Source organism: Pseudomonas sp. D3-10 (assembly GCF_051132175.1).
GTDB lineage: Bacteria > Pseudomonadota > Gammaproteobacteria > Pseudomonadales > Pseudomonadaceae > Aquipseudomonas.
In genome coordinates this window covers 4,301,767-4,320,138 of sequence record NZ_CP071668.1, presented here as the reverse complement: position 1 = coordinate 4,320,138, position 18,372 = coordinate 4,301,767, and the positions used below count along the sequence as shown (strand labels likewise).

The window sequence follows — 18,372 nt, the reverse complement described above, 5'->3', positions numbered from 1 at the left end:
GATCTTGATCTTGATCTTGATCTTGATCTTGATCTTGGCGCCCCGTTAACCACGATGGCCGCACGTAGGTCTTGCGCAGTGGGTACCTCGGCATGGATGCCGAGGTAGCCGCGCTGGGCCATGGATGGCCGTTCGCGGCGGCCCACGGAGCAAGGCCGGAGTGCGGGCATGCCGAGCCTAGGCGAGGCACCGAGTGGTGGGGCGAAGCCTTTTTTGCTTACTTTTTTTGGCGTCTGAAAAAAAGTAAGCCGCCGTAAGGGCGGAACCGCCAGCGGCCGTTACCGCAGAAATAGATATGTACCCAGCCAACAAAAGCAGGGCCGACCGTCAGGCCGCCACCCGCGAGCAAGCTCGTTCCCACACGATTTGTTCCGGTCTGACAGACGCAACGATTTTTCCGACGAGATTTTAAGGTTGCTGCTCGGAAGCGATATCTCTAGGTTCTTCGTGTCGCTGCCAATTCAGCGATCGGGACTGCAAGCCCGCCGAATTTGTTAGGCGCCTAGCCGCGCCCCTATAATCCATGGCGCTTTGGTGCCATCGTTTTATGGTGGCTGTGTGCGGGAGACCTTCGAGTCTGCCGAGGTTGCCTAACGACTCGGTCTTGCAGACCCGCATACAGCTGCCACCTATCATCTGCAAGTGATGCTGGCGGCTCTCATTTTCGTTAGGAGCACCATCATGATCAAAGAAACACCAAATCCCCCAACGCCTGAATCCACCTTCCCCTACAACGACCCCGATCCACAAAAACTCCAAGAAGCCGCAGACCGAGCACTCAATTACCATCTGGGCACCACTCCCGACCCCAAGCCCAAGACCTCAACCACCCAAGTGTTCACCGTCATCGATACCCTCGACACCGAGTGTCTACTGGCAAATCTCAGCGAAACCCTGGCCTCGGCCAATGCCATGCTCAACGACCTGGCGTTCGATCTGGGAGGCTCGCGACGGCATGTCGCGCTAGGCGTTGCGCAGATGATTGACTTGAGCGAGTTGCTGGCCAGTCGAGCGCTGGATATCGTCGACCCGCGTTAACCCTGTCGTTGTAAAAACAGGCCCCAACAAAAAGCCCACCTTTCGGTGGGCTTTTTGTTTTCAGTACATCAATCAGAACAACTTCGTCTCCGGCGCTTTTTCCGCCAGCGGTTCGTGCTTGCCCGTCTCGGCATTCCAGCCACCACCCAGAGCCTTGTACAAATTGACCTCGCTGGTCAGTTGCGCAAGGCGGTCGGTGATCAGCGATTGTTGTGCGCTGAACAACTGGCGTTGGGCGTCGAGGAAGGTCAGGTTGCTGTCGACGCCGATGCGGTAGCGACGCTCGGCCAGGCGGTAGTAGTCCTGGTTGGCGGCGACGAAGTCGGTCTGGGCCTGCAGCTGTTCGTTGTAGGTCTGGCGCGCGGCCAGGCCGTCGGAGACTTCCTGGAACGCTGTCTGAATCGACTTCTCATACTGCGCGACGTTGATGTCTTTCTGGATCTTGGCGTAATCCAGGCTCGCCCGCAGGCTGCCGGCGTTGAAGATCGGCAGGTTGATCTGCGGCGCGAAGGTCCAGGTGCCCGAACCGCCCTTGAACAGACCGGACAGGTCAGGGCTCAGGGTACCGGCGTTGGCCGTAAGGCTGATGCTTGGGAAGAACGCGGCCCGTGCGGCGCCGATGTTGGCATTGGCGGCGAGCAGGTTGCGTTCGGCCTGGAGAATGTCCGGACGACGTTGCAGCAGGTCCGACGGCAGCCCGGCCGGCACTTCGCTGAGCAGGTCATCGCTCAACGGTTGAGTGCGCAGGTTGGCCGGCAGGCCGGTGCCCAGCAGCAGCGTCAGGCTGTTTTCATCCTGGGCCACTTGGCGGGTGTAGCGAGCCAGTTGCACGCGGGCGTTTTCCACCGCGGTGCGCGCCTGGCTCAGGTCCAGGGCCGAGGCCACGCCGACTTCGGCGCTACGCGAGGTCAGCTTCAGGCTCTGTTCGTAGGTGCCCAGGGTGTCCTGGGTCAGCTTGAGCAGTTCCTTGTCCGCCTGCCAGGTCAGATAGGCGTTGGCGACGTTGGCCACCAGGCTGATTTGGGTGCTGCGACGGGCTTCTTCGGTGGCGAAGTAGCTTTGCAACGCTTGCTCGCTCAGGCTGCGGACGCGACCGAACAGGTCCAACTCGTAGGCGCTGATCCCCAGCGTTGCGGAGTAGGAACTGCTGATGGCCGCTTCGCCGGTCTGCGAAGCCCGTGCCGGCACGCGCTGGCGGCTGCCGGAGCCGGTTGCCGAGACCGCCGGGAGCAGGTCCGCCCGCTGGATGCGGTATTGCGCGGCGTAGGCGTCGATGTTCAACGCAGCGACCCGTAGGTCGCGGTTGTTTTCCAGGGCAACCTGGATCAGCTGTTGCAGCGCAGGGTCATGGAAAAACTGCTTCCAGCCCTGCTCGGCGGCTGCCTGGCCGGGGGCGTTGGCCGGTTCGTAGGCCGGGCCTTGCGGGTACTGCGCCGCGACCGGAGCTTCGGGCCGCTGATAGTCCGGGATCAGCGAGCAACCGCTGAGCACGACCGCGGCGATGGTCAGGGAGAGTAGCGACTTGCTCATTGGCCAGCCTCTTTAGAAGTTTCAGGAGTGTTGTCCTGGTCGGCATTTTTGCGACGACCTAACGACGACACTGTCACGAAGAACAATGGCACCCAGAAGATTGCCAGGATGGTGGCCGTGAGCATACCGCCGATCACGCCGGTACCGATGGCGTGCTGGCTGCCCGAACCGGCGCCGGTGGAAATCGCCAGCGGGACGACGCCGAGGACGAACGCCAGGGACGTCATGATGATCGGCCGCAGACGCATCCTACAGGCTTCGATGGCGGCTTCCACCAGGGTCCGGCCTTGTTCGTGTAGTTCCTTGGCAAACTCGACGATCAGGATGGCGTTTTTCGCCGCCAGGCCGATCGTTGTCAACAAGCCCACCTGGAAGTACACGTCATTGGACAGACCGCGCAGGCTGGTGGCCAGCAGGGCACCGATAATCCCCAACGGCACCACGAGCATGACGGCGATCGGGATCGACCAGCTTTCATACAGTGCCGCCAGACAGAGGAATACCATCAGCAGCGAGAGCGCGTACAGGGCTGGGGCCTGGGAACCCGACAGGCGTTCCTCGTACGACAGGCCTGTCCAGGAGATGCCGACGCCGGCCGGTAACTTCTTGGCGATGGCTTCGACCTCGGCCATGGCTTCACCGGTGGAATAGCCCGGCGCCGGAGCACCCAAGACTTCCATCGCTTCCACGCCGTTGTAGCGCGCGAGCTTCGGCGAACCGTAGGTCCACTCGCCTTTGGCAAAGGCGCTGAACGGTACCATGGTCCCGGCGCTGTTGCGCACATACCACTTCTTCAGGTCTTCCGGACTCATGCGAGCGCCCGGCTGGCCTTGCACGTAGACCTTTTTAACCCGGCCACGGTCGATGAAGTCGTTCACGTAGCTACTGCCCAGGGCGATCGACAGGGTGTTGTTGATATCGGCCAAGGTGATGCCCAGCGCGCTGGCCTTCTCGTCGTCGATCTCGAGCTGGTATTGCGGCTCGTCGTTCAGGCCGTTCGGACGGACCTGGGTCAAGACCTTGCTCTGGGACGCCATGCCCAGGAACTGGTTACGAGCTTCCATCAGCTTGTCGTGGCCGATGCCGGCGCGGTCCTGCAGGAACACGTCGAAACCGGTGGCGTTACCCAATTCCAGCACTGCTGGCGGGGCGAAGGCGAACACCATTGCGTCACGGAAGGTAAAGAAATGCTGCTGGGCGCGAGCGGCAAGCTTGAACACGCTGTTGTCGGCGTTACGCTCCTCCCACGGTTTCAGCATGATGAACGCCATGCCCGAGCTCTGGCCACGACCGGCGAAGTTGAAGCCGGTCACGGTAAACACCGAGGCCACGGCATCGCCTTCACCTCCGTCCTTGCTTGGACGCAGCAGGAACTCACGCATCTTGTCGACCACCACCTGGGTGCGCTCGGCACTGGAGCCGGCCGGTGTCTGTACCTGGGCAAACAACACGCCCTGGTCTTCTTCCGGCAGGAACGCGGTGGGGATGCGGGTGAACAGCCAAACCATGCCGACCACAATGATCACGTAAGCGAGCAGATACGGAGCCTTGCGCTGGAGCATGTTGCCCACGCCACGCTCGTAGCTCCTGACGCCACGGTCGAAAGTGCGGTTGAACCAGCCGAAGAAACCGCGTTTCGGCGTGCCGTGCTCGCCTTTCGGAATGGGCTTGAGCATGGTGGCGCACAGGGCCGGGGTGAAGATCAGGGCGACCAACACCGACAGCGCCATCGCGGAGACGATCGTGATGGAGAACTGTTTGTAGATCACGCCGGTAGAGCCGCTGAAGAACGCCATCGGCAGCAGCACCGCCGAAAGCACCAGGGCGATACCCACCAGGGCGCCCTGGATCTGGCCCATGGACTTCTTGGTGGCTTCCTTGGGCGACAGGCCTTCTTCGCTCATCACCCGTTCGACGTTTTCCACCACGACGATGGCGTCGTCCACCAGCAAGCCGATGGCCAGCACCATGCCGAACATGGTCAGGGTGTTGATGCTGAAGCCGGCCGCCGCGAGAATCCCGAAGGTACCCAGCAACACCACCGGCACCGTCATCGTGGTGATGATGGTGGCTCGGAAGTTCTGCAGGAACAGGAACATCACCAGGAACACCAGCACGACCGCCTCGACCAGGGTTTCAACCACACCCTTGATCGACTCGCTCACCACCGGCGTGGTGTCGTATGGGAACACCACTTCTACGCCCTGGGGGAAGAACGGCTTGAGGTCGTCAATGGTCTTGCGCAGGGCTTTGGCCGTGTCGAGTGCGTTGGCACCGTTGGCCAGTTTTACCGCCAGGCCCGACGCTGGTGCGCCATTGAACTGGGCGCTGATGCTGTAGTTCTCGCCGCCCAGGCCAACGTCGGCCACATCGCCAACGCGCACTTGGGAGCCGTCCGGGTTGACCTTCAGCAGGATCGCCTTGAATTGCTCGGCGGTCTGCAAGCGGGTCTTGCCGATAATGGTCGCGTTCAGTTGCTGGCCGGGCAGGGCAGGCAAGCCGCCGAGTTGGCCGGACGAGACCTGGACGTTTTGCGCGGCGATAGCGTTTTTGACGTCCACCGGGGTCAGGCTGAAATTGTTCAACTTGGCCGGGTCGAGCCAGATCCGCATCGCATACTGGGCCCCGAAGACCTGGAAGTCGCCGACACCGGCAGTGCGCGAGATCGGATCCTGCATGTTGGACACGATGTAGTTGGACAGATCGTCCTTGGTCATGCTGCCGTCGCGCGACACCACCCCGATCACCATCAGGAAGTTTTTCACCGACTTGGTCACGCGGATGCCTTGCTGCTGCACTTCTTGCGGCAACAGCGGGGTGGCCAGGTTCAGCTTGTTCTGGACCTGGACCTGGGCGGTATCGGAGCTGGTGCCCTGCTCGAAGGTCGCGGTGATGGTCATGCTGCCGTCGGAGTTACTTTCCGAGGACACATAACGCAGGTTGTCGATGCCGTTGAGCTGCTGCTCGATGACCTGCACCACAGTGTCTTGCACGGTTTGTGCGGAAGCACCTGGGTAGGTCACCTGGATCGCAATGGCCGGCGGCGCGATGCTCGGGTACTGGTTGATCGGCAACTTGAGGATCGACAAAGCGCCGACCAGCATGATCACCAGGGCGATCACCCAGGCGAAGATCGGACGGTCGATAAAGAATTTCGACATGGTTTACTCCCCTTTGCCGCCGGCGGCTTTGTCAGCTGCCTGAGCGGGGGCCGGGTTCTTAGCGCCAACGTTGGTGGCTTCGGTGGCTTTGACTTCTACCCCTGGCCGTACGTACTGCAACCCTTCGGTGATCAGGCGATCACCGGCCTTGAGGCCGTCTTCGATCAGCCATTGGTTGCCAACGGTGCGGCTGGCCTTGAGCTGACGCAGTTCGACCTTGTTATCGGCGCCCACGACCATGGCGGTCGGCGTACCCTTGAGGTCGCGGGTCACGCCTTGCTGCGGTGCCAGGATCGCCGCGCTGTTCACGCCAGCCTGCAGTTGCGCGTGGACAAACATGCCCGGCAGCAACGTGTGGTCGGGGTTGGGGAACACGGCGCGCAAGGTCACGGAGCCGGTGGTCTGGTCGACCGAGACTTCGGAGAATTCGAGCTTGCCTTCATGGGGGTACTGGCTGCCGTCTTCCAGGGTCAGCTTGACCATGGCGGCGTTGTCGCCGGCCTTCTGCAGGCGGCCGCTTTCCAGCTCGCGGCGCAGTTGCAGGAGTTCGACGGAGCTTTGCGTCACGTCGACATAGATCGGGTCGAGTTGCTGGATGGTCGCCAGGGCATCGGTCTGCCCGTTGCTGACCAGCGCGCCTTCGGTCACCGAGGAACGTCCGATGCGACCTGAAATCGGCGCATAGACCTTGGTGTACCGCACATTGATCTGCGCGGTCTGCAGGCTGGCTTCCGACTCCAGGCGATTGGCCTCGGCAGTGTCGTATTCCTGGCGGCTCACGGCTTGTTCATCAACCAATTGCTTGTAGCGATCAGCGATCGACTTGGTGGAACGCAGGTTGGCCTCGGCGCTCTTGAGGTTCGCTTCGTAAACGGCGGGGTCGATCTGGTACAGCTGCTGGCCGGCCTTGACGTCGGCGCCTTCCTTGAACAGGCGCTTGAGGATGATGCCATTGACCTGAGGACGCACTTCGGCAACGCGGAACGCACTGGTGCGGCCCGGCAGTTCAGAGGTCAGGGCAAAAGGCTGGGTCTTGAGGGTTACGACGCCGACCTGAGGAGGGGGAGGCGCGGGTGCAGCCTCTTCCTTTTTGCATCCGCTGAGCAGCGATGCCAGGGCGATGGCAGTGACCAGAGCGGTAACAGCTGGCTTGAATTGCATGGAAATCCTCGGGTCCAGGCGCGTAACAGGCGCGCTCGAAAGTGAAAGGTGAAAAAAGAGCCAGATAAGCAATTAGTAGGATGCTAAGAAATATACTTACGTACACGGTTGTTTGTAAACAGCCAAATTGCGTACCATCCGGATTTACAAAAGCCTGACAAAGGCCAATGCGGACCGGGGACGCGTGCAGGCAGACGTTGCCTATAGATTGTCCTGCTGATCCTTACGCATTGCTTACGCATCCTGATTGAGGTGTTTACTGCCATGGTCCGTCGTACCAAAGAGGAAGCCTTGGAGACTCGCAGCCAGATACTCGAAGCGGCCGAAAAAGCCTTCTTCGAGCGAGGCGTTGCGCGTACCACGCTGGCCGATATCGCGACGCTCGCCGGTGTGACACGGGGCGCCATCTATTGGCATTTCAGCAACAAGGCGGATCTGCTCCAGGCCATGCTCGATACGCTGCATGAACCGCTCGATGAATTGGCCCGCGCGAGCGAAAACGAGGAAGAGCTTGATCCCCTGGGGTGCGTGCGCAAGTTGTTGGTACGGTTGTTCCAGCAGGTGGCCCTGGACCCGAAAACCCGGCGCATCAATGAGATTCTGTTCCATAAGTGCGAGTTCACCGATGAAATGTGCGATTTGCGCCAGCAGCGACGTGAAGTCAGCCTCGACTGCAACGTGCGTATCGCCTTGTCGTTGCGCAATGCAATGAAACGCGGCCAGTTGCCGGATGACCTCAATCCCGAAAGGGCGGCGGTTGCCATCCATGCCTATATCGACGGCATTCTTTACCAGTGGTTGCTGGCTCCAGACAGTTTCGCCCTGGCGAATGAAGCCGAACGCTGGGTGGACATCGGGCTGGATATGCTGCACCTGAGCCCTAGCCTTCGCAAATGAAACAAAATGCGTAATTGAATCGGTTTGTGTCAATACGGGCGCGTGAGAAAGGCTTTATAAACTGACGTCGGCCAAGGGTATATAAAATCGGTGGCGAATTTTGTAGGAAAATTGTTTCGCGGTTGTAAGCGCAGTGGCCCGGTGCGCTTACAAAGTGGAAATATGTGCCCCATCGGGTTGGCCTGACGGGGCAGTATTCAGCTAATTACGATTTCTACGGTAAAGCCGTAGGGTTCTCCCTCCGCCGCGTGCGTGATGCGAGTTGTGCAATTGACGGGCGTTGCGCCAATAGAGGTCACGTTATGGGTCCGTACCGGTGTCAGGGTGGGGGTGAAAACGCCAAAAGAAGTCTCCACCCGTAAGCCGAAATCGAAGCGGAATCCACATTGTTTGTCGCCAAACACAATGAAGTGTTGGAACATATCCTTGCTACGGCTGCGCAATGTCCTGACGTACGAGAAGTCGAATTTCAACGCCTGGATATCCCCGCGACGGATATTGAAGAAGTCATGATCAATGGCGTTCAGGTTGAGGTTATTTTCGCGAAATTGAAAAGCCTGGTCGGTGTGGTTGAATATCTTGACCAGCAATCGGGTTTTATCCTGGCGAATCTTTTCTTGCTCCCAGGCTTGAATCTTCCGGTCGACCTCATCGTTCTTTTTATCTTTTCTATCAAGGCGTTAAGTGCCTCGGCGTACTCTGTCGTGTCGAGTGACTTGAATTGCTCGTACAAGACTGACAAGGGCAAAAAGCGGAACTGTGAAAGGAGTCTCTCGATAAGGTCGTTATTGGCCGGTGGCGTGCTGTCCGTCGCGTCATTCATTCTCAAATTCCTTTTTTCAATGTTGCCTTTCAATGGCAGAGGGGAACGCCGTATGCGCTCACTGTTCCCGATAATGAGCGGCTTTGCCTTGATTACAAAGTTCTTATGTTTGACCGAATATTGGAAATTAAAAAAGCCCTGGCTCTTTCGAGGCAGGGCTTTTATAGAGGTGGAGATTAAAGTACAGGGTAATCGATATAACCCACCGGGCCTTTCCCGTAGAAGGTTTCCGGATGCGGCTCGTTCAATGGCGCGTCGGCTTTCAAGCGTGCCGGCAGGTCCGGGTTGGCAATGAATGGCACGCCAAACGCCACGGCGTCCGCCTTGCCTGCTGCCAGCCAGGCGTTGGCGCTTTCCTTGGTGAAGCGCTCGTTGGCAATGTACGGGCCGCCGAAGGCTTGCTTGAGTTGTGGGCCGATGCTGTCGTCGCCTTCTTTCTCGCGGGAGCAGATAAAGGCGATGCCACGCTTGCCCAGCTCGCGGGCGACATAGCTGAAGGTTTCCAGACGGTTCTCGTCGCCCATGTCATGGGAGTCGGCGCGCGGCGCCAGGTGTACGCCCACGCGGCCGGCGCCCCAGACTTCGATGGCCGCATCGGTGACTTCCAGCAGCAGGCGAGCGCGGTTTTCCAGGGAGCCGCCGTAGTGATCGGTGCGCTGGTTGGTGCTGCTTTGCAGGAACTGGTCGAGCAGGTAGCCGTTGGCACCATGGATTTCCACCCCGTCGAAACCGGCGGCCTTGGCGTTTTCGGCACCGACGCGGTAGGCATCGACGATGTCGGCGATTTCAGCGGTTTCCAGTGCTCGCGGTGTCGGGTAGTCAGCCAACGGGCGAACCAAGCTTACGTGGCCCTTGGGCTGGATGGCGCTCGGTGCCACTGGAAGTTCGCCGTCCAGGTAGGAAGGGTGGGAGATCCGGCCCACATGCCAGAGCTGCAGGAAGATCTTGCCGCCGGCGCCGTGGATGGCTTTGGTCACGTTGGCCCAGCCGCGTACCTGGTCGTTGGACCAGATGCCAGGGGTGTCCGGATAACCCACGCCCATTGGCGTGACCGACGTGGCTTCGCTGAGGATCAGGCCGGCGGAAGCGCGTTGCACGTAGTATTCGGCCATCAAGGCGTTGGGTACGCGGCCTGCGTCGGCGCGGCAGCGGGTAAGCGGGGCCATGATGATGCGGTTCTTCAGCTCGATATCGCCGAGTTTGATGGGGTCGAAAATTGTTGCCATGAAATACAACCTCGCAAAGTGAAGGATCAGAAGTCAGTGAGTGGCAGGTGCCAGGTCGGCATGGCCGCCCTGACGGAAAGTGATCAGGGTCACCAGCAGCGCCAGCACGGCCAGCGCGCCGGCGGCGAGGGGCACGGTGGTCAGGCCCAGGCCATGGTCGATGACAGTGCCGCCGACCCAGGCGCCCAAGGCATTGCCAATATTGAAGGCGCCGATATTCAAGGTGGACACCAGGTTGGGCGCGTCTTTGCCGAAGGTCACCACGTTGACCTGCAGGGCCGGCACGGCGGCGAAGCAGGCGGTGGCCCACAGGAACAGCGTTATCTCGGTCGGGATCAGCGCCACGCTGGTCCAGCTCAGGACGGTGGACACGACGGCCATGGTCAGGAATACGCCCATCAGCGTGTTCGCCAGGCTCTTGTCCGCCAGCTTGCCGCCAATGATGTTGCCCAGGGTCAGGCCGAGGCCGATCAGTACCAGGGTCCAGGTCACGCCACGGGGCGACACGCCGGTCACTTCGCCGAGCAGCGGGGCGACGTAGGTGAACAGGGTGAATACCGAGGCGGAGAACAGCGCGGTCATGCTCAACGACAGCCACAAGCCGGCGCCCTTGAGCGCCACCAGCTCTGAACGCATGTCGAGTTTTTCCTCGTCGCGCTTGGCCGGCAGGAAGCGGATCAGGCCGATCAGGGCAATCACGCCGATGATCGTCACGGCCCAGAAGGTCGAGCGCCAGCCGGCTTGCTGGCCCAATGCAGTGCCCAGCGGTACGCCAAGCACATTGGCCAGGGTCAGGCCGGTGAACATCAGGGCCACGGCCGAGGCACGCTTGTTGGGCGCCACCAGGCCGGCGGCGACGACCGAGCCTATGCCAAAGAACGCACCGTGGCAGAGGGCGGTGACGACTCGGGCAAACATCAGCACGTTGTAGTCGCTGGCTACTGCGCAGAGCAGGTTGCCGACAATGAAAATCCCCATCAATGCCACCAACGCAGCCTTGCGCGGCAGTCGCGCGGTGGCCAGGGCCATGAACGGCGCACCGATGGCCACGCCCAGGGCGTAGCCGGTCACCAACCAGCCGGCGCCGGGAATCGATACGCCCAGGTCCGCCGCCACATCGGGCAACAGGCCCATGATGACGAATTCCGTCGTGCCGATGGCGAAGGCGCTAAGCGCCAGAATCAAGAGTGAAAGGGGCATTTCGAATCCTTGTCGGTTTAGAGCTCTTGGCTCATTTGCTTGAGGAACTGCTGGATCACTTCCTCGTTGCGTTTGAAGAAGTGCCATTGGCCGACCTTCTGGCTGGTGATCAACCCGGCCCGTTGCAACACCGCCAGATGCGCCGAAACCGTGGACTGCGACAGGCCGCAGCGCTGGTCGATCTGGCCCGCGCAGATGCCGAATTCGTGGTTGTGCAACTGTTCGGGAAACTGGACCTTGGGGTCCTTGAGCCAGTTGAGGATGTCTCGCCGTACTGGGTGTGCCAGGGCTTTTATTATTTCGTCGAGGTCGAGGGTCATTGGGGCAGCTCACATGAATAACGCTATATCGCGATGAGGCGAACCTTAAATCGTTGCTTCGCGATATACCAATATGTATTTGATCTGAAGATCTTAGAAATCGCTATATCGGGTTATAACGATATAGGCGTCGGGGTGCTAAGCTGCGGGCCATGAACTATCTCGCGCACCTGCACCTCGGCGGCCCTGGCCGGGAACAACTGCTCGGCAGCCTTTATGGCGACTTCGTCAAAGGGCCGCTGCAGGGCCAATTCAACCCGCGGATCGAAGCGGCGATTGCCCTGCATCGACGCATCGACATGTACACCGATCGCCATCCGCTGGTGGATATCGCCTTGTCGCGTTTCTCCACGGTGCGGCGGCGTTATGCCGGGATCGTGCTGGATGTATTCTTCGACCATTGCCTGGCCCGGGATTGGACGCTGTACAGCGAAGGACCGCTGATGGACTTCACTTCCCGGGTCTATCAGGTCCTCGCTGCTGAACCGCAACTGCCGGGGCGGCTGGCGCAGATCGCACCTTATATGGCGGCGGACGACTGGCTGGGGTCGTATACGGAATTCGAGGTGCTGGGCCAGGTGCTGCGCGGCATTTCCCGGCGGCTATCGCGGCCGGAGGAACTGGCGGGGGCGATGTCAGAACTGGTCAGGCTCTATGAGCCGTTGAGCGAAGACTTTCGGTTGTTCTATCCGCAGTTGCAGGATTTTGCGCTGGGCCAAGTCACGCCACAAAACTAACTGTGGGAGCGAGCCTGCTCGCGAAAGCGGTGTGTCAGCTAATATATTTATCGACTGATGCGCCGTCTTCGCGAGCAGGCTCGCTCCCACAGGGGGAACTGCACAATATCCTGGATCAAGCCGCAATCGCCGCGGGCCGAACCGGAATTGTCTGCTTCTCGGGCATTTTGCCGAACAATGCTTTGTGTACCGCTTGTTGGGCCTGGAAAGCCAGGGCCGCGCGTTCCTGGCCGTGGCAAGCAATCGGCTCCAAGAGATGGATTTCCACATCGCCACGATCATTGGCGAACAATCGCATCAGGTGCGACAGCAGATCGTCATCGCCAATGAACGGCGCCAGCAAATCGGGTTCGCCCTTGCGCAGGTAACGGATCGCCACCGGTTGCAAGGCCACGTCGGCATCGATGGCCGCCGACAACAGGCGGCCGTGGAAAGTGCGCAGCGTGCGGCCGTCGGTGGTGGTGCCTTCGGGGAACATGAGCAGCGGATAGGCCTGCTCCAGGTGACGGCTCATCTGCTTGCGAATCAACTGACTGTCGCCCGAACCACGACGGATGAACAGGCTGCCGGCCTTGGCTGCCAGCCATCCGGCGACCGGCCAGGTACGCACTTCGGCCTTGGACAGGAACGACAGGGGCGTGAGCATGCCCAGCAGTGGGATATCGGTCCAGGACACGTGGTTGCTGACCCACAGCATCGGCTGTTTCGGCAGTTGCCCATGGACGGTGACGCGAAAGGGCAGGGCATTGGTCAGCCGCGCCATGAAGAAACGCGACCAGCGCTGGCGGCGCACCATCGAATGAGCGAGTCCCAGACGTTCCAGCATCCCGAACACACTGGCCATGGCCAGGCCCAGGGTGACGACCAGCAATACTCGTGCGACTCGCGCGTACACCCGCAACCGGCTCATCAGACCGCCGCCTTGAAGTGACGGGCATAACGCGGGCAGAGCTCGTCGCGCTTGAGCAGGATAAACACGTCGGCCACCTGGAAGTCTTCATCCCAGCAGGGCTCGCCGCAGATTTTCGCCCCCAGGCGCATGTAGGCCTTGAGCAGCGGGGGCATTTCGGCGATGACGTTGGACGGGACGTCCAAAGCCGGCAACGGCTTTTTCGGCACCGCTTGCAGGTGTTCGGTGCACAGGTAGCGCTCGCGCAGGCGCTGCATGATTGCCTGGGCCTGGATGCCGCCGTCCTGCATCGGGATGCTTGCGCAACCCATCAAGTAGCTGTAGCCGCCTTGATTGAGGACTTCGGCCAACTCGCCCCAGAGCACCGCGATGGTACCGCCGTTGCGGTAGGCCGGGTCCACGCAGGTACGGCCTATTTCCAGAATCGGGCCTTGGAGATGAATTAGGCCGTGGAGGGCGAATTCTTCTTCGCTGTAGAACCGGCCCAGGCTGCTGGCGGCCTGGTGGTCGAGCAGGCGAGTGGTGGCCACGAGGCGCCCAGTGTTCAGGTCGCGTACGCCAATGTGAGCGCAGTGAACATCATAGTCATCCATGTCCAGACCCATCTCCGCGCCCTTGAGCTTGGCGTTGAATTCGCCGCTGAAGACGTTGAAGCGCAGGGCCTGTGCTTCTTGCAAGGCCTGGGCGCCGATCAGGCGTTCGGCTTGCAGGCGGCGTTCATTGCCGGTGTCGCTGATGCGGGCGATCTGGGTCATAGCGAATCTCCGTGCGGGCTGTTCAGTTGCAGCCTGTCGACTTTCTTTATGCAGCCATGTTGTGCAAAGTCAGGCTATGTAGCCCCGGTGTCATCGCCATGAAGCTTTGGTGATGCTTATATGACAGCCCACAAGGAGGCCCAGATGCCTTGGCAAACCCTGATCGAACGCGGCGAGCGGCTGCCCGCCTGTGCGGATCTGGCCGAAGGTTATGCCGCGTTGCTGCATCGCTTGGGGTCGGTGACGCCGTTCGAGTTGGCCGTGGTCGGCGGTCGGTCGATGGCCACGCCCGGGTTGGCGTTTCTGGTGGGTTACCAAGCGGCGTTGCGGGCGCTTTGGCCGAGCGCGCCCCAAAGCCTCGGTGCGTTGTGCGCCACCGAGCAGCGCAGCTTGCGCCCGGCGGACATGCAGACCCGACTCGCCGACTTGCGGCTGAGCGGGCGCAAGGATTTTGTCACCGCGGGCGATGCCGCCGAGTGGTTGCTGGTCGCGGCCCGAAGCGAGGCCCCCGGCGAGGCGCCGCGATTGAACCTGGCGGTGGTGCATGCGGGCGAACCGGGCGTGACGCTGGAAAAGTTGCCGACGTTGCCGTTCATGCCGGATATCAGCCATGGCCGGATGTTGCTGGACGGTGCGCTGTGCCAATTGCTCCCCGGCGACGGCTGGGACGTCTACGTCAAACCGTTTCGCACCTTGGAAGATGTCTACGTGCTCAGTGCGATGACCGCCTGGTTGTACGGCTTAGGGCAAGAATGCGGCTGGCCCCGGCCGTTGCAACTGCGTCTGTTGGCGTTGCTCGCCGGTTGCGCGCAGACGAGTCGCCACAACCCTTCGAGTGCTGTCGCGCATGTATTGCTGGGTGGGCTGTTCGCCCAATTCAAAGGGCTCGATGCTGAGTTGGACGATGCCTTGGCCGATGGGCCGGCGGCGTGGCGTGAGATGTGGAGGCGTGACAAGGCGGTGATGGACATCGCGGCGGGGGCGCGGGCCAAGCGGTTGGACAAGGCGTTGGGGTCTTCGTCGATTTGAAGGGCCTCATCGCGAGCAAGCTCGCTCTTTCGGGGCTTTGCGTCGCGCATAAGGTCGCTGTGGGAGCGAGCTTGCTCGCGATGGCGTCCTTTCGAACACCAAAACTTAAACTGTCATCAAGTCTGAATAGGCTCTGCAAGTTCACCTCTGCGAGCCCCGCGCATGCCCAAAGGCTGGTTGTTGCTTTCGCTCCTGCTGCTGACCCTGACGGCCCGCGCCGAAGTCTGGCCTGGCGAACAATGGCCGACCGGCCAGGCCTCGAGTGGGCCGGCCATCGAAGCCTTGGCGCATTACGCTTTTGCACCCAGGGACGATGCCACCCGCCAAGGCATCCGCACCGACGCGCTGGTGGTTATCCAGGACGGTCGACTGGTCTACGAACGCTACGCCGGACCGACTGACGCACAGACCCCGCACCTGACCTGGTCCATCAGTAAAAGCCTGCTGGCGACGGTGTTCGGCGTCGCCTACGGTGAAAAACGCTTTGCCCTGGATGATCCAGCCGCCCAGTACTACCCGCCGCTCAAGCGACATCCGGACATGACCCTGGCCGATCTTTTTCATTGGGCGTCTGGCCTGGACTGGCAAGAAGACTATGAATACGCGCCACTCAATTCCTCGGTCGTGGCGATGCTCTATACCCGTGGGCGCCACGCCATGGCCGCGTTCACCGCCAGGCACGAAAGCTTCAGCCCACCCGGGCAGGTGTTCCGTTATTCCAGCGGCGACAGCAATCTGCTGGCGGCAGCCCTGAAAAATATCGTCGGCCCGGCGCGTTATGCCGATTACCCCTGGACGGCCTTGTTCGAGCCGCTGGGCATCCGCCATGCGACCTGGGAAACCGACGCCAGCGGCACGTTTGTCGGTTCGTCCTATGCCTATCTCACCGCCCGGGACCTGGCGCGTGTCGGCCTGCTGATGCAGCGCGATGGCCGTTGGGGCGACCGGCAATTGATTCCCAAGGATTGGATTGCCTTCAACCGCGAGCCTTTCGCTCGGTTTCAGGCGGGCCAGGACGAAGCCGTGCCTGGCGGACACTGGTGGCTCAATCGCGGCGCCGACCCGTCGATCCGCCCGTGGCCCGACGCGCCGCCGGATACGTTCGCCGCCCTGGGCCATTGGGGCCAGGCGCTGTATGTCATCCCCAGCGCCAGGCTGGTGATCGTGCGCTACGGCGATGACCGCGACGGCACCTATCGCCACAACGAGCTGCTCAAGCGTGCCATGGCGGCCTTCGCCGGGACGGTGCAGCCATGAAGCGTAGGGTAGTGCTCATTCTTTTGTCGATGTTGCTTGTTGGCCTGTTCGGTTGGGGCTGGCAAGAGCGGGTGGCCTTGCGGGCGTTCCCCGACATCATCAGCGCCTATACCGCGAAGGAATACTGCTCGTGCCGCTATGTGATGCGGCAACCGGCCGACTATTGCCGCGGCTATGTGAAGCAGTCGGTGCCGATCAGCGATTTCCTCGAGACCGTCGAAGCAAAACGCATCACAGTCAGCGGCTTGGGGCGTAGCCACAGTGCGCGGTGGATGGGGGAGCGGGAAGGCTGTCGGTTAGAACCCTGAATGCTGTTTCAGCGATGCCTTTTGTGGCGAGGGGGCTTGCTCCCGCTCGAGTGCGCAGCGCTCGCAAATCCTTCAGTCAATCGCGACTTGGGGCTGCTTCACAGCCCAGCGGGAGCAAGCTCCCTCGCCACTGGGTTATGTTGGAAGCAGCGATGTTGTGAAACAGACAGTTTGCAAGCGCCCTCGGCCCGGTTAAGGTTCGCCACAGGTTTATCTGCCCCCCGAGTCTGTATGTTCAAGCGGTTATTTTCTCGCGCTGTCACCACCTTGCTCCTGGCCTGCGCCACGCTGCCGGCCCAGGCCGACTGGTACCTGGATGGTGAGTCATCGCGACTGTCCTTTATCAGCAGCAAAAACGGCAATGTCTCCGAAGTCCAGCGTTTTTTGGTGCTTCATGGGCAGGTCCAGCCCAAGGGCCAGGCACGGCTGGAGGTCGAACTCGAATCCATCAACAGCGGTATCCCCCTGCGGGACGAGCGCATGCGCGCCGAGTTGTTCGATATCAAGCAATTCGCCGAAGCCACCATCACCGCGCAGCTCGACCTGATGCCGATCCAGGACCTGGCCAACGGCGCGCAACTGGAACTGCGCCTGCCGGTGACCGTGGACCTGCATGGCAAGCAGCATGAGTACAACGTCCAACTGCTGGCGACTCGCCTGGATGAGCGGCGTTTCCAGGTCGTGACCCTGGAACCGGTGGTGCTCAACGCGGCGGATTTCGACCTGGCGCCGGGGTTGGAGAAGCTGCGCGACCTGGCCGGATTGTCGACCATCAGCCTGTCGGTGCCGGTGAGTGCGGTGCTGATTTTCACGGCGCGCTGACATGAGCGGCCCGGTCTTTCCCTGGCGTGAAGGCAATCGCTTCGAGCTGTTGATCGACGGCCCGCAATTTTTCCCGCGCATGCTGGTGGAAATCGCCCGCGCCCAGGAACAGGTCGAACTGGAGTTGTACCTGGTGGAAGCGGGCGCTTGCGCCGAGGCGATGGTCCAGGCCCTTGTCCAGGCGGCCGAGCGCGGGGTGCGCGTGCGCTGTCTGTTCGATGACTATGGCAGCCTGGCATTTACCTTGGGCCTGCGCAATCGCCTCATCCAGGCGGGCGTGGAGCTGCGGTTCTATAATCGCCTGAGTTGGCGGCGTTGGGTGCGCAATCTCTACCGCGATCACCGCAAGTTGCTGTTGGTCGACCAACGCTTGGCGGTGGTGGGCGGTACCGGGGTCACCGACGAATTCTGGAACCCTTCGGACGACCGAAGCGATTGGCACGAAGTGATGGTGGAAATCGTCGGCCCGCTGGTGCTGGACTGGCAGTTGCTGTTCGATCGCCAATGGCTTGCCAACCGCCATCGACGGGCCTGGAAACCGGCGTCCAATTTCGGCCTGCCCCGTCTGCCTCGCGTCCCGCCGGTGGGCGAAGGCATGGGCCGGGTCGCCTATGCCGACGCCCGCCAGCACCGCGACATCCTGCAGTCGCTATCCCGGGCATTGAACAGCGGCCAGAAACGCATCTGGATGGCCACGCCATACTTTTTGCCGACCTGGAACGTGCGCCGCTCCTTGCGCAAGGCCGCGGCGCGAGGCATCGACGTGCGGCTGCTGCTGACGGGCCCGCGCACGGATCATCCATCGGTGCGATACGCAGGCCATCGCTATTACCCACGGTTGCTCAAGGCAGGGGTGAAAATCTACGAATACCAGCCCTGCTTCCTGCACTTGAAAATGGTGCTGGTGGACGATTGGGTCAGCATTGGCTCATGCAATTTCGATCACTGGAACCTGCGCTTCAACCTCGAAGCCAACCTGGAAGCACTGGACTCTGGGCTGAGCAAGGCCGTGGCCGCCAGTTTTGAACGGGACTTCGAGCAGAGCCTGCAAGTGAGCCTCGACACCTGGCAGCGCCGGCCATTGTGGAAGCGCTTCAAGCAAAGGGTGTGGGGGTTGGTGGATCGGGTGGTGGTGAATCTGCTGGATCGGCGGGGCTAACCATCCACCGTAAAACCAATGTGGGAGCGAGCTTGCTCG

The 18,372-nt window shown here is 61.2% G+C and carries 17 protein-coding genes and 1 pseudogene; 8 read left to right on the top strand and 10 right to left on the bottom strand.

The window, feature by feature from the left end; translation table 11 throughout:
- Positions 1-35 precede the first annotated feature (35 nt).
- Positions 36-122 (bottom strand): annotated as a pseudogene (locus tag J3P90_RS19380) (nucleoid-structuring protein H-NS); the annotation flags it as partial.
- Between the two features lie 559 nt (positions 123-681).
- Here J3P90_RS19380 and J3P90_RS19375 point away from each other — a divergent pair.
- Positions 682-1,038, top strand: a complete 357-nt coding sequence (locus tag J3P90_RS19375; protein ID WP_434562724.1) for a DUF6124 family protein — start codon at positions 682-684, stop codon at positions 1,036-1,038.
- Between the two features lie 72 nt (positions 1,039-1,110).
- Here J3P90_RS19375 and adeC read toward each other — a convergent pair whose 3' ends face one another.
- From adeC to J3P90_RS19360, 3 genes are read right to left on the bottom strand one after another with little or no spacing between them, the layout of a single operon-like run.
- A complete protein-coding gene (gene adeC / locus J3P90_RS19370; protein WP_420766763.1) occupies positions 1,111-2,568 on the bottom strand; it encodes an AdeC/AdeK/OprM family multidrug efflux complex outer membrane factor in 1,458 nt (485 codons plus the stop codon).
- Positions 2,565-5,729, bottom strand: coding sequence for an efflux RND transporter permease subunit EmhB (gene emhB / locus J3P90_RS19365; RefSeq protein WP_434562726.1), 3,165 nt, complete (start codon positions 5,727-5,729; stop codon positions 2,565-2,567). The genes adeC and emhB overlap by 4 nt, the downstream gene beginning before the upstream one ends.
- A gap of 3 nt (positions 5,730-5,732) precedes the next feature.
- The gene (locus J3P90_RS19360) at positions 5,733-6,890 is read right to left on the bottom strand and encodes an efflux RND transporter periplasmic adaptor subunit (RefSeq protein WP_434675253.1); all 1,158 of its coding nucleotides are present in this window, start codon (positions 6,888-6,890) and stop codon (positions 5,733-5,735) included.
- Positions 6,891-7,154: 264 nt separating this feature from the next.
- Between J3P90_RS19360 and J3P90_RS19355 the strand changes: the two genes are divergently transcribed.
- Positions 7,155-7,787, top strand: coding sequence for a TetR family transcriptional regulator (locus J3P90_RS19355; RefSeq protein WP_420766760.1), 633 nt, complete (start codon positions 7,155-7,157; stop codon positions 7,785-7,787).
- Positions 7,788-7,984: 197 nt separating this feature from the next.
- Here the strand turns inward: J3P90_RS19355 and J3P90_RS19350 are convergent, their stop codons facing one another.
- The 4 genes from J3P90_RS19350 to J3P90_RS19335 all read right to left on the bottom strand — a co-directional run bounded on the left by J3P90_RS19350 (position 7,985) and on the right by J3P90_RS19335 (position 11,356).
- A complete protein-coding gene (locus J3P90_RS19350) occupies positions 7,985-8,377 on the bottom strand; it encodes a hypothetical protein (protein WP_434675252.1) in 393 nt (130 codons plus the stop codon).
- Between the two features lie 409 nt (positions 8,378-8,786).
- On the bottom strand, positions 8,787-9,836 hold the full coding sequence (locus J3P90_RS19345; protein WP_434562730.1) for an alkene reductase: 1,050 nt from the start codon (positions 9,834-9,836) through the stop codon (positions 8,787-8,789).
- A gap of 33 nt (positions 9,837-9,869) precedes the next feature.
- Positions 9,870-11,036, bottom strand: a complete 1,167-nt coding sequence (locus J3P90_RS19340; RefSeq protein WP_420766757.1) for an MFS transporter — start codon at positions 11,034-11,036, stop codon at positions 9,870-9,872.
- 17 nt (positions 11,037-11,053) lie between these two features.
- Entirely contained in the window at positions 11,054-11,356 is a 303-nt protein-coding gene (locus tag J3P90_RS19335; protein ID WP_003198672.1) for an ArsR/SmtB family transcription factor, read from the bottom strand.
- Positions 11,357-11,508: 152 nt separating this feature from the next.
- On the opposite strand from J3P90_RS19335, the gene J3P90_RS19330 reads away from it, so the two are divergent.
- A complete protein-coding gene (locus J3P90_RS19330) occupies positions 11,509-12,093 on the top strand; it encodes an ACP phosphodiesterase (RefSeq protein WP_434610035.1) in 585 nt (194 codons plus the stop codon).
- Between the two features lie 115 nt (positions 12,094-12,208).
- Here the strand turns inward: J3P90_RS19330 and J3P90_RS19325 are convergent, their stop codons facing one another.
- Complete coding sequence (locus J3P90_RS19325; protein ID WP_434675251.1) at positions 12,209-13,003, bottom strand: lysophospholipid acyltransferase family protein; 795 nt, start codon at positions 13,001-13,003, stop codon at positions 12,209-12,211.
- Complete coding sequence (gene olsB / locus J3P90_RS19320; RefSeq protein WP_434562738.1) at positions 13,003-13,758, bottom strand: L-ornithine N(alpha)-acyltransferase; 756 nt, start codon at positions 13,756-13,758, stop codon at positions 13,003-13,005. The genes J3P90_RS19325 and olsB overlap by 1 nt, the downstream gene beginning before the upstream one ends.
- 144 nt (positions 13,759-13,902) lie before the next feature.
- Between olsB and J3P90_RS19315 the strand changes: the two genes are divergently transcribed.
- The 5 genes from J3P90_RS19315 to J3P90_RS19295 all read left to right on the top strand — a co-directional run bounded on the left by J3P90_RS19315 (position 13,903) and on the right by J3P90_RS19295 (position 18,333).
- Positions 13,903-14,787 carry an acyl-CoA dehydrogenase gene (locus J3P90_RS19315; protein WP_434675250.1) on the top strand — a complete coding sequence of 295 codons (885 nt, stop codon included), beginning with the start codon at positions 13,903-13,905 and terminating at the stop codon, positions 14,785-14,787.
- A 162-nt stretch (positions 14,788-14,949) separates the two neighbouring features.
- On the top strand, positions 14,950-16,044 hold the full coding sequence (locus J3P90_RS19310; protein WP_434675249.1) for a serine hydrolase domain-containing protein: 1,095 nt from the start codon (positions 14,950-14,952) through the stop codon (positions 16,042-16,044).
- Complete coding sequence (locus J3P90_RS19305; protein ID WP_434675248.1) at positions 16,041-16,352, top strand: amidase; 312 nt, start codon at positions 16,041-16,043, stop codon at positions 16,350-16,352. The genes J3P90_RS19310 and J3P90_RS19305 overlap by 4 nt, the downstream gene beginning before the upstream one ends.
- Before the next feature lie 231 nt (positions 16,353-16,583).
- The gene (locus J3P90_RS19300; RefSeq protein WP_420766750.1) at positions 16,584-17,174 is read left to right on the top strand and encodes a YceI family protein; all 591 of its coding nucleotides are present in this window, start codon (positions 16,584-16,586) and stop codon (positions 17,172-17,174) included.
- A 1-nt stretch (position 17,175) separates the two neighbouring features.
- Complete coding sequence (locus J3P90_RS19295) at positions 17,176-18,333, top strand: phospholipase D-like domain-containing protein (protein ID WP_434562748.1); 1,158 nt, start codon at positions 17,176-17,178, stop codon at positions 18,331-18,333.
- Positions 18,334-18,372 lie beyond the last annotated feature (39 nt).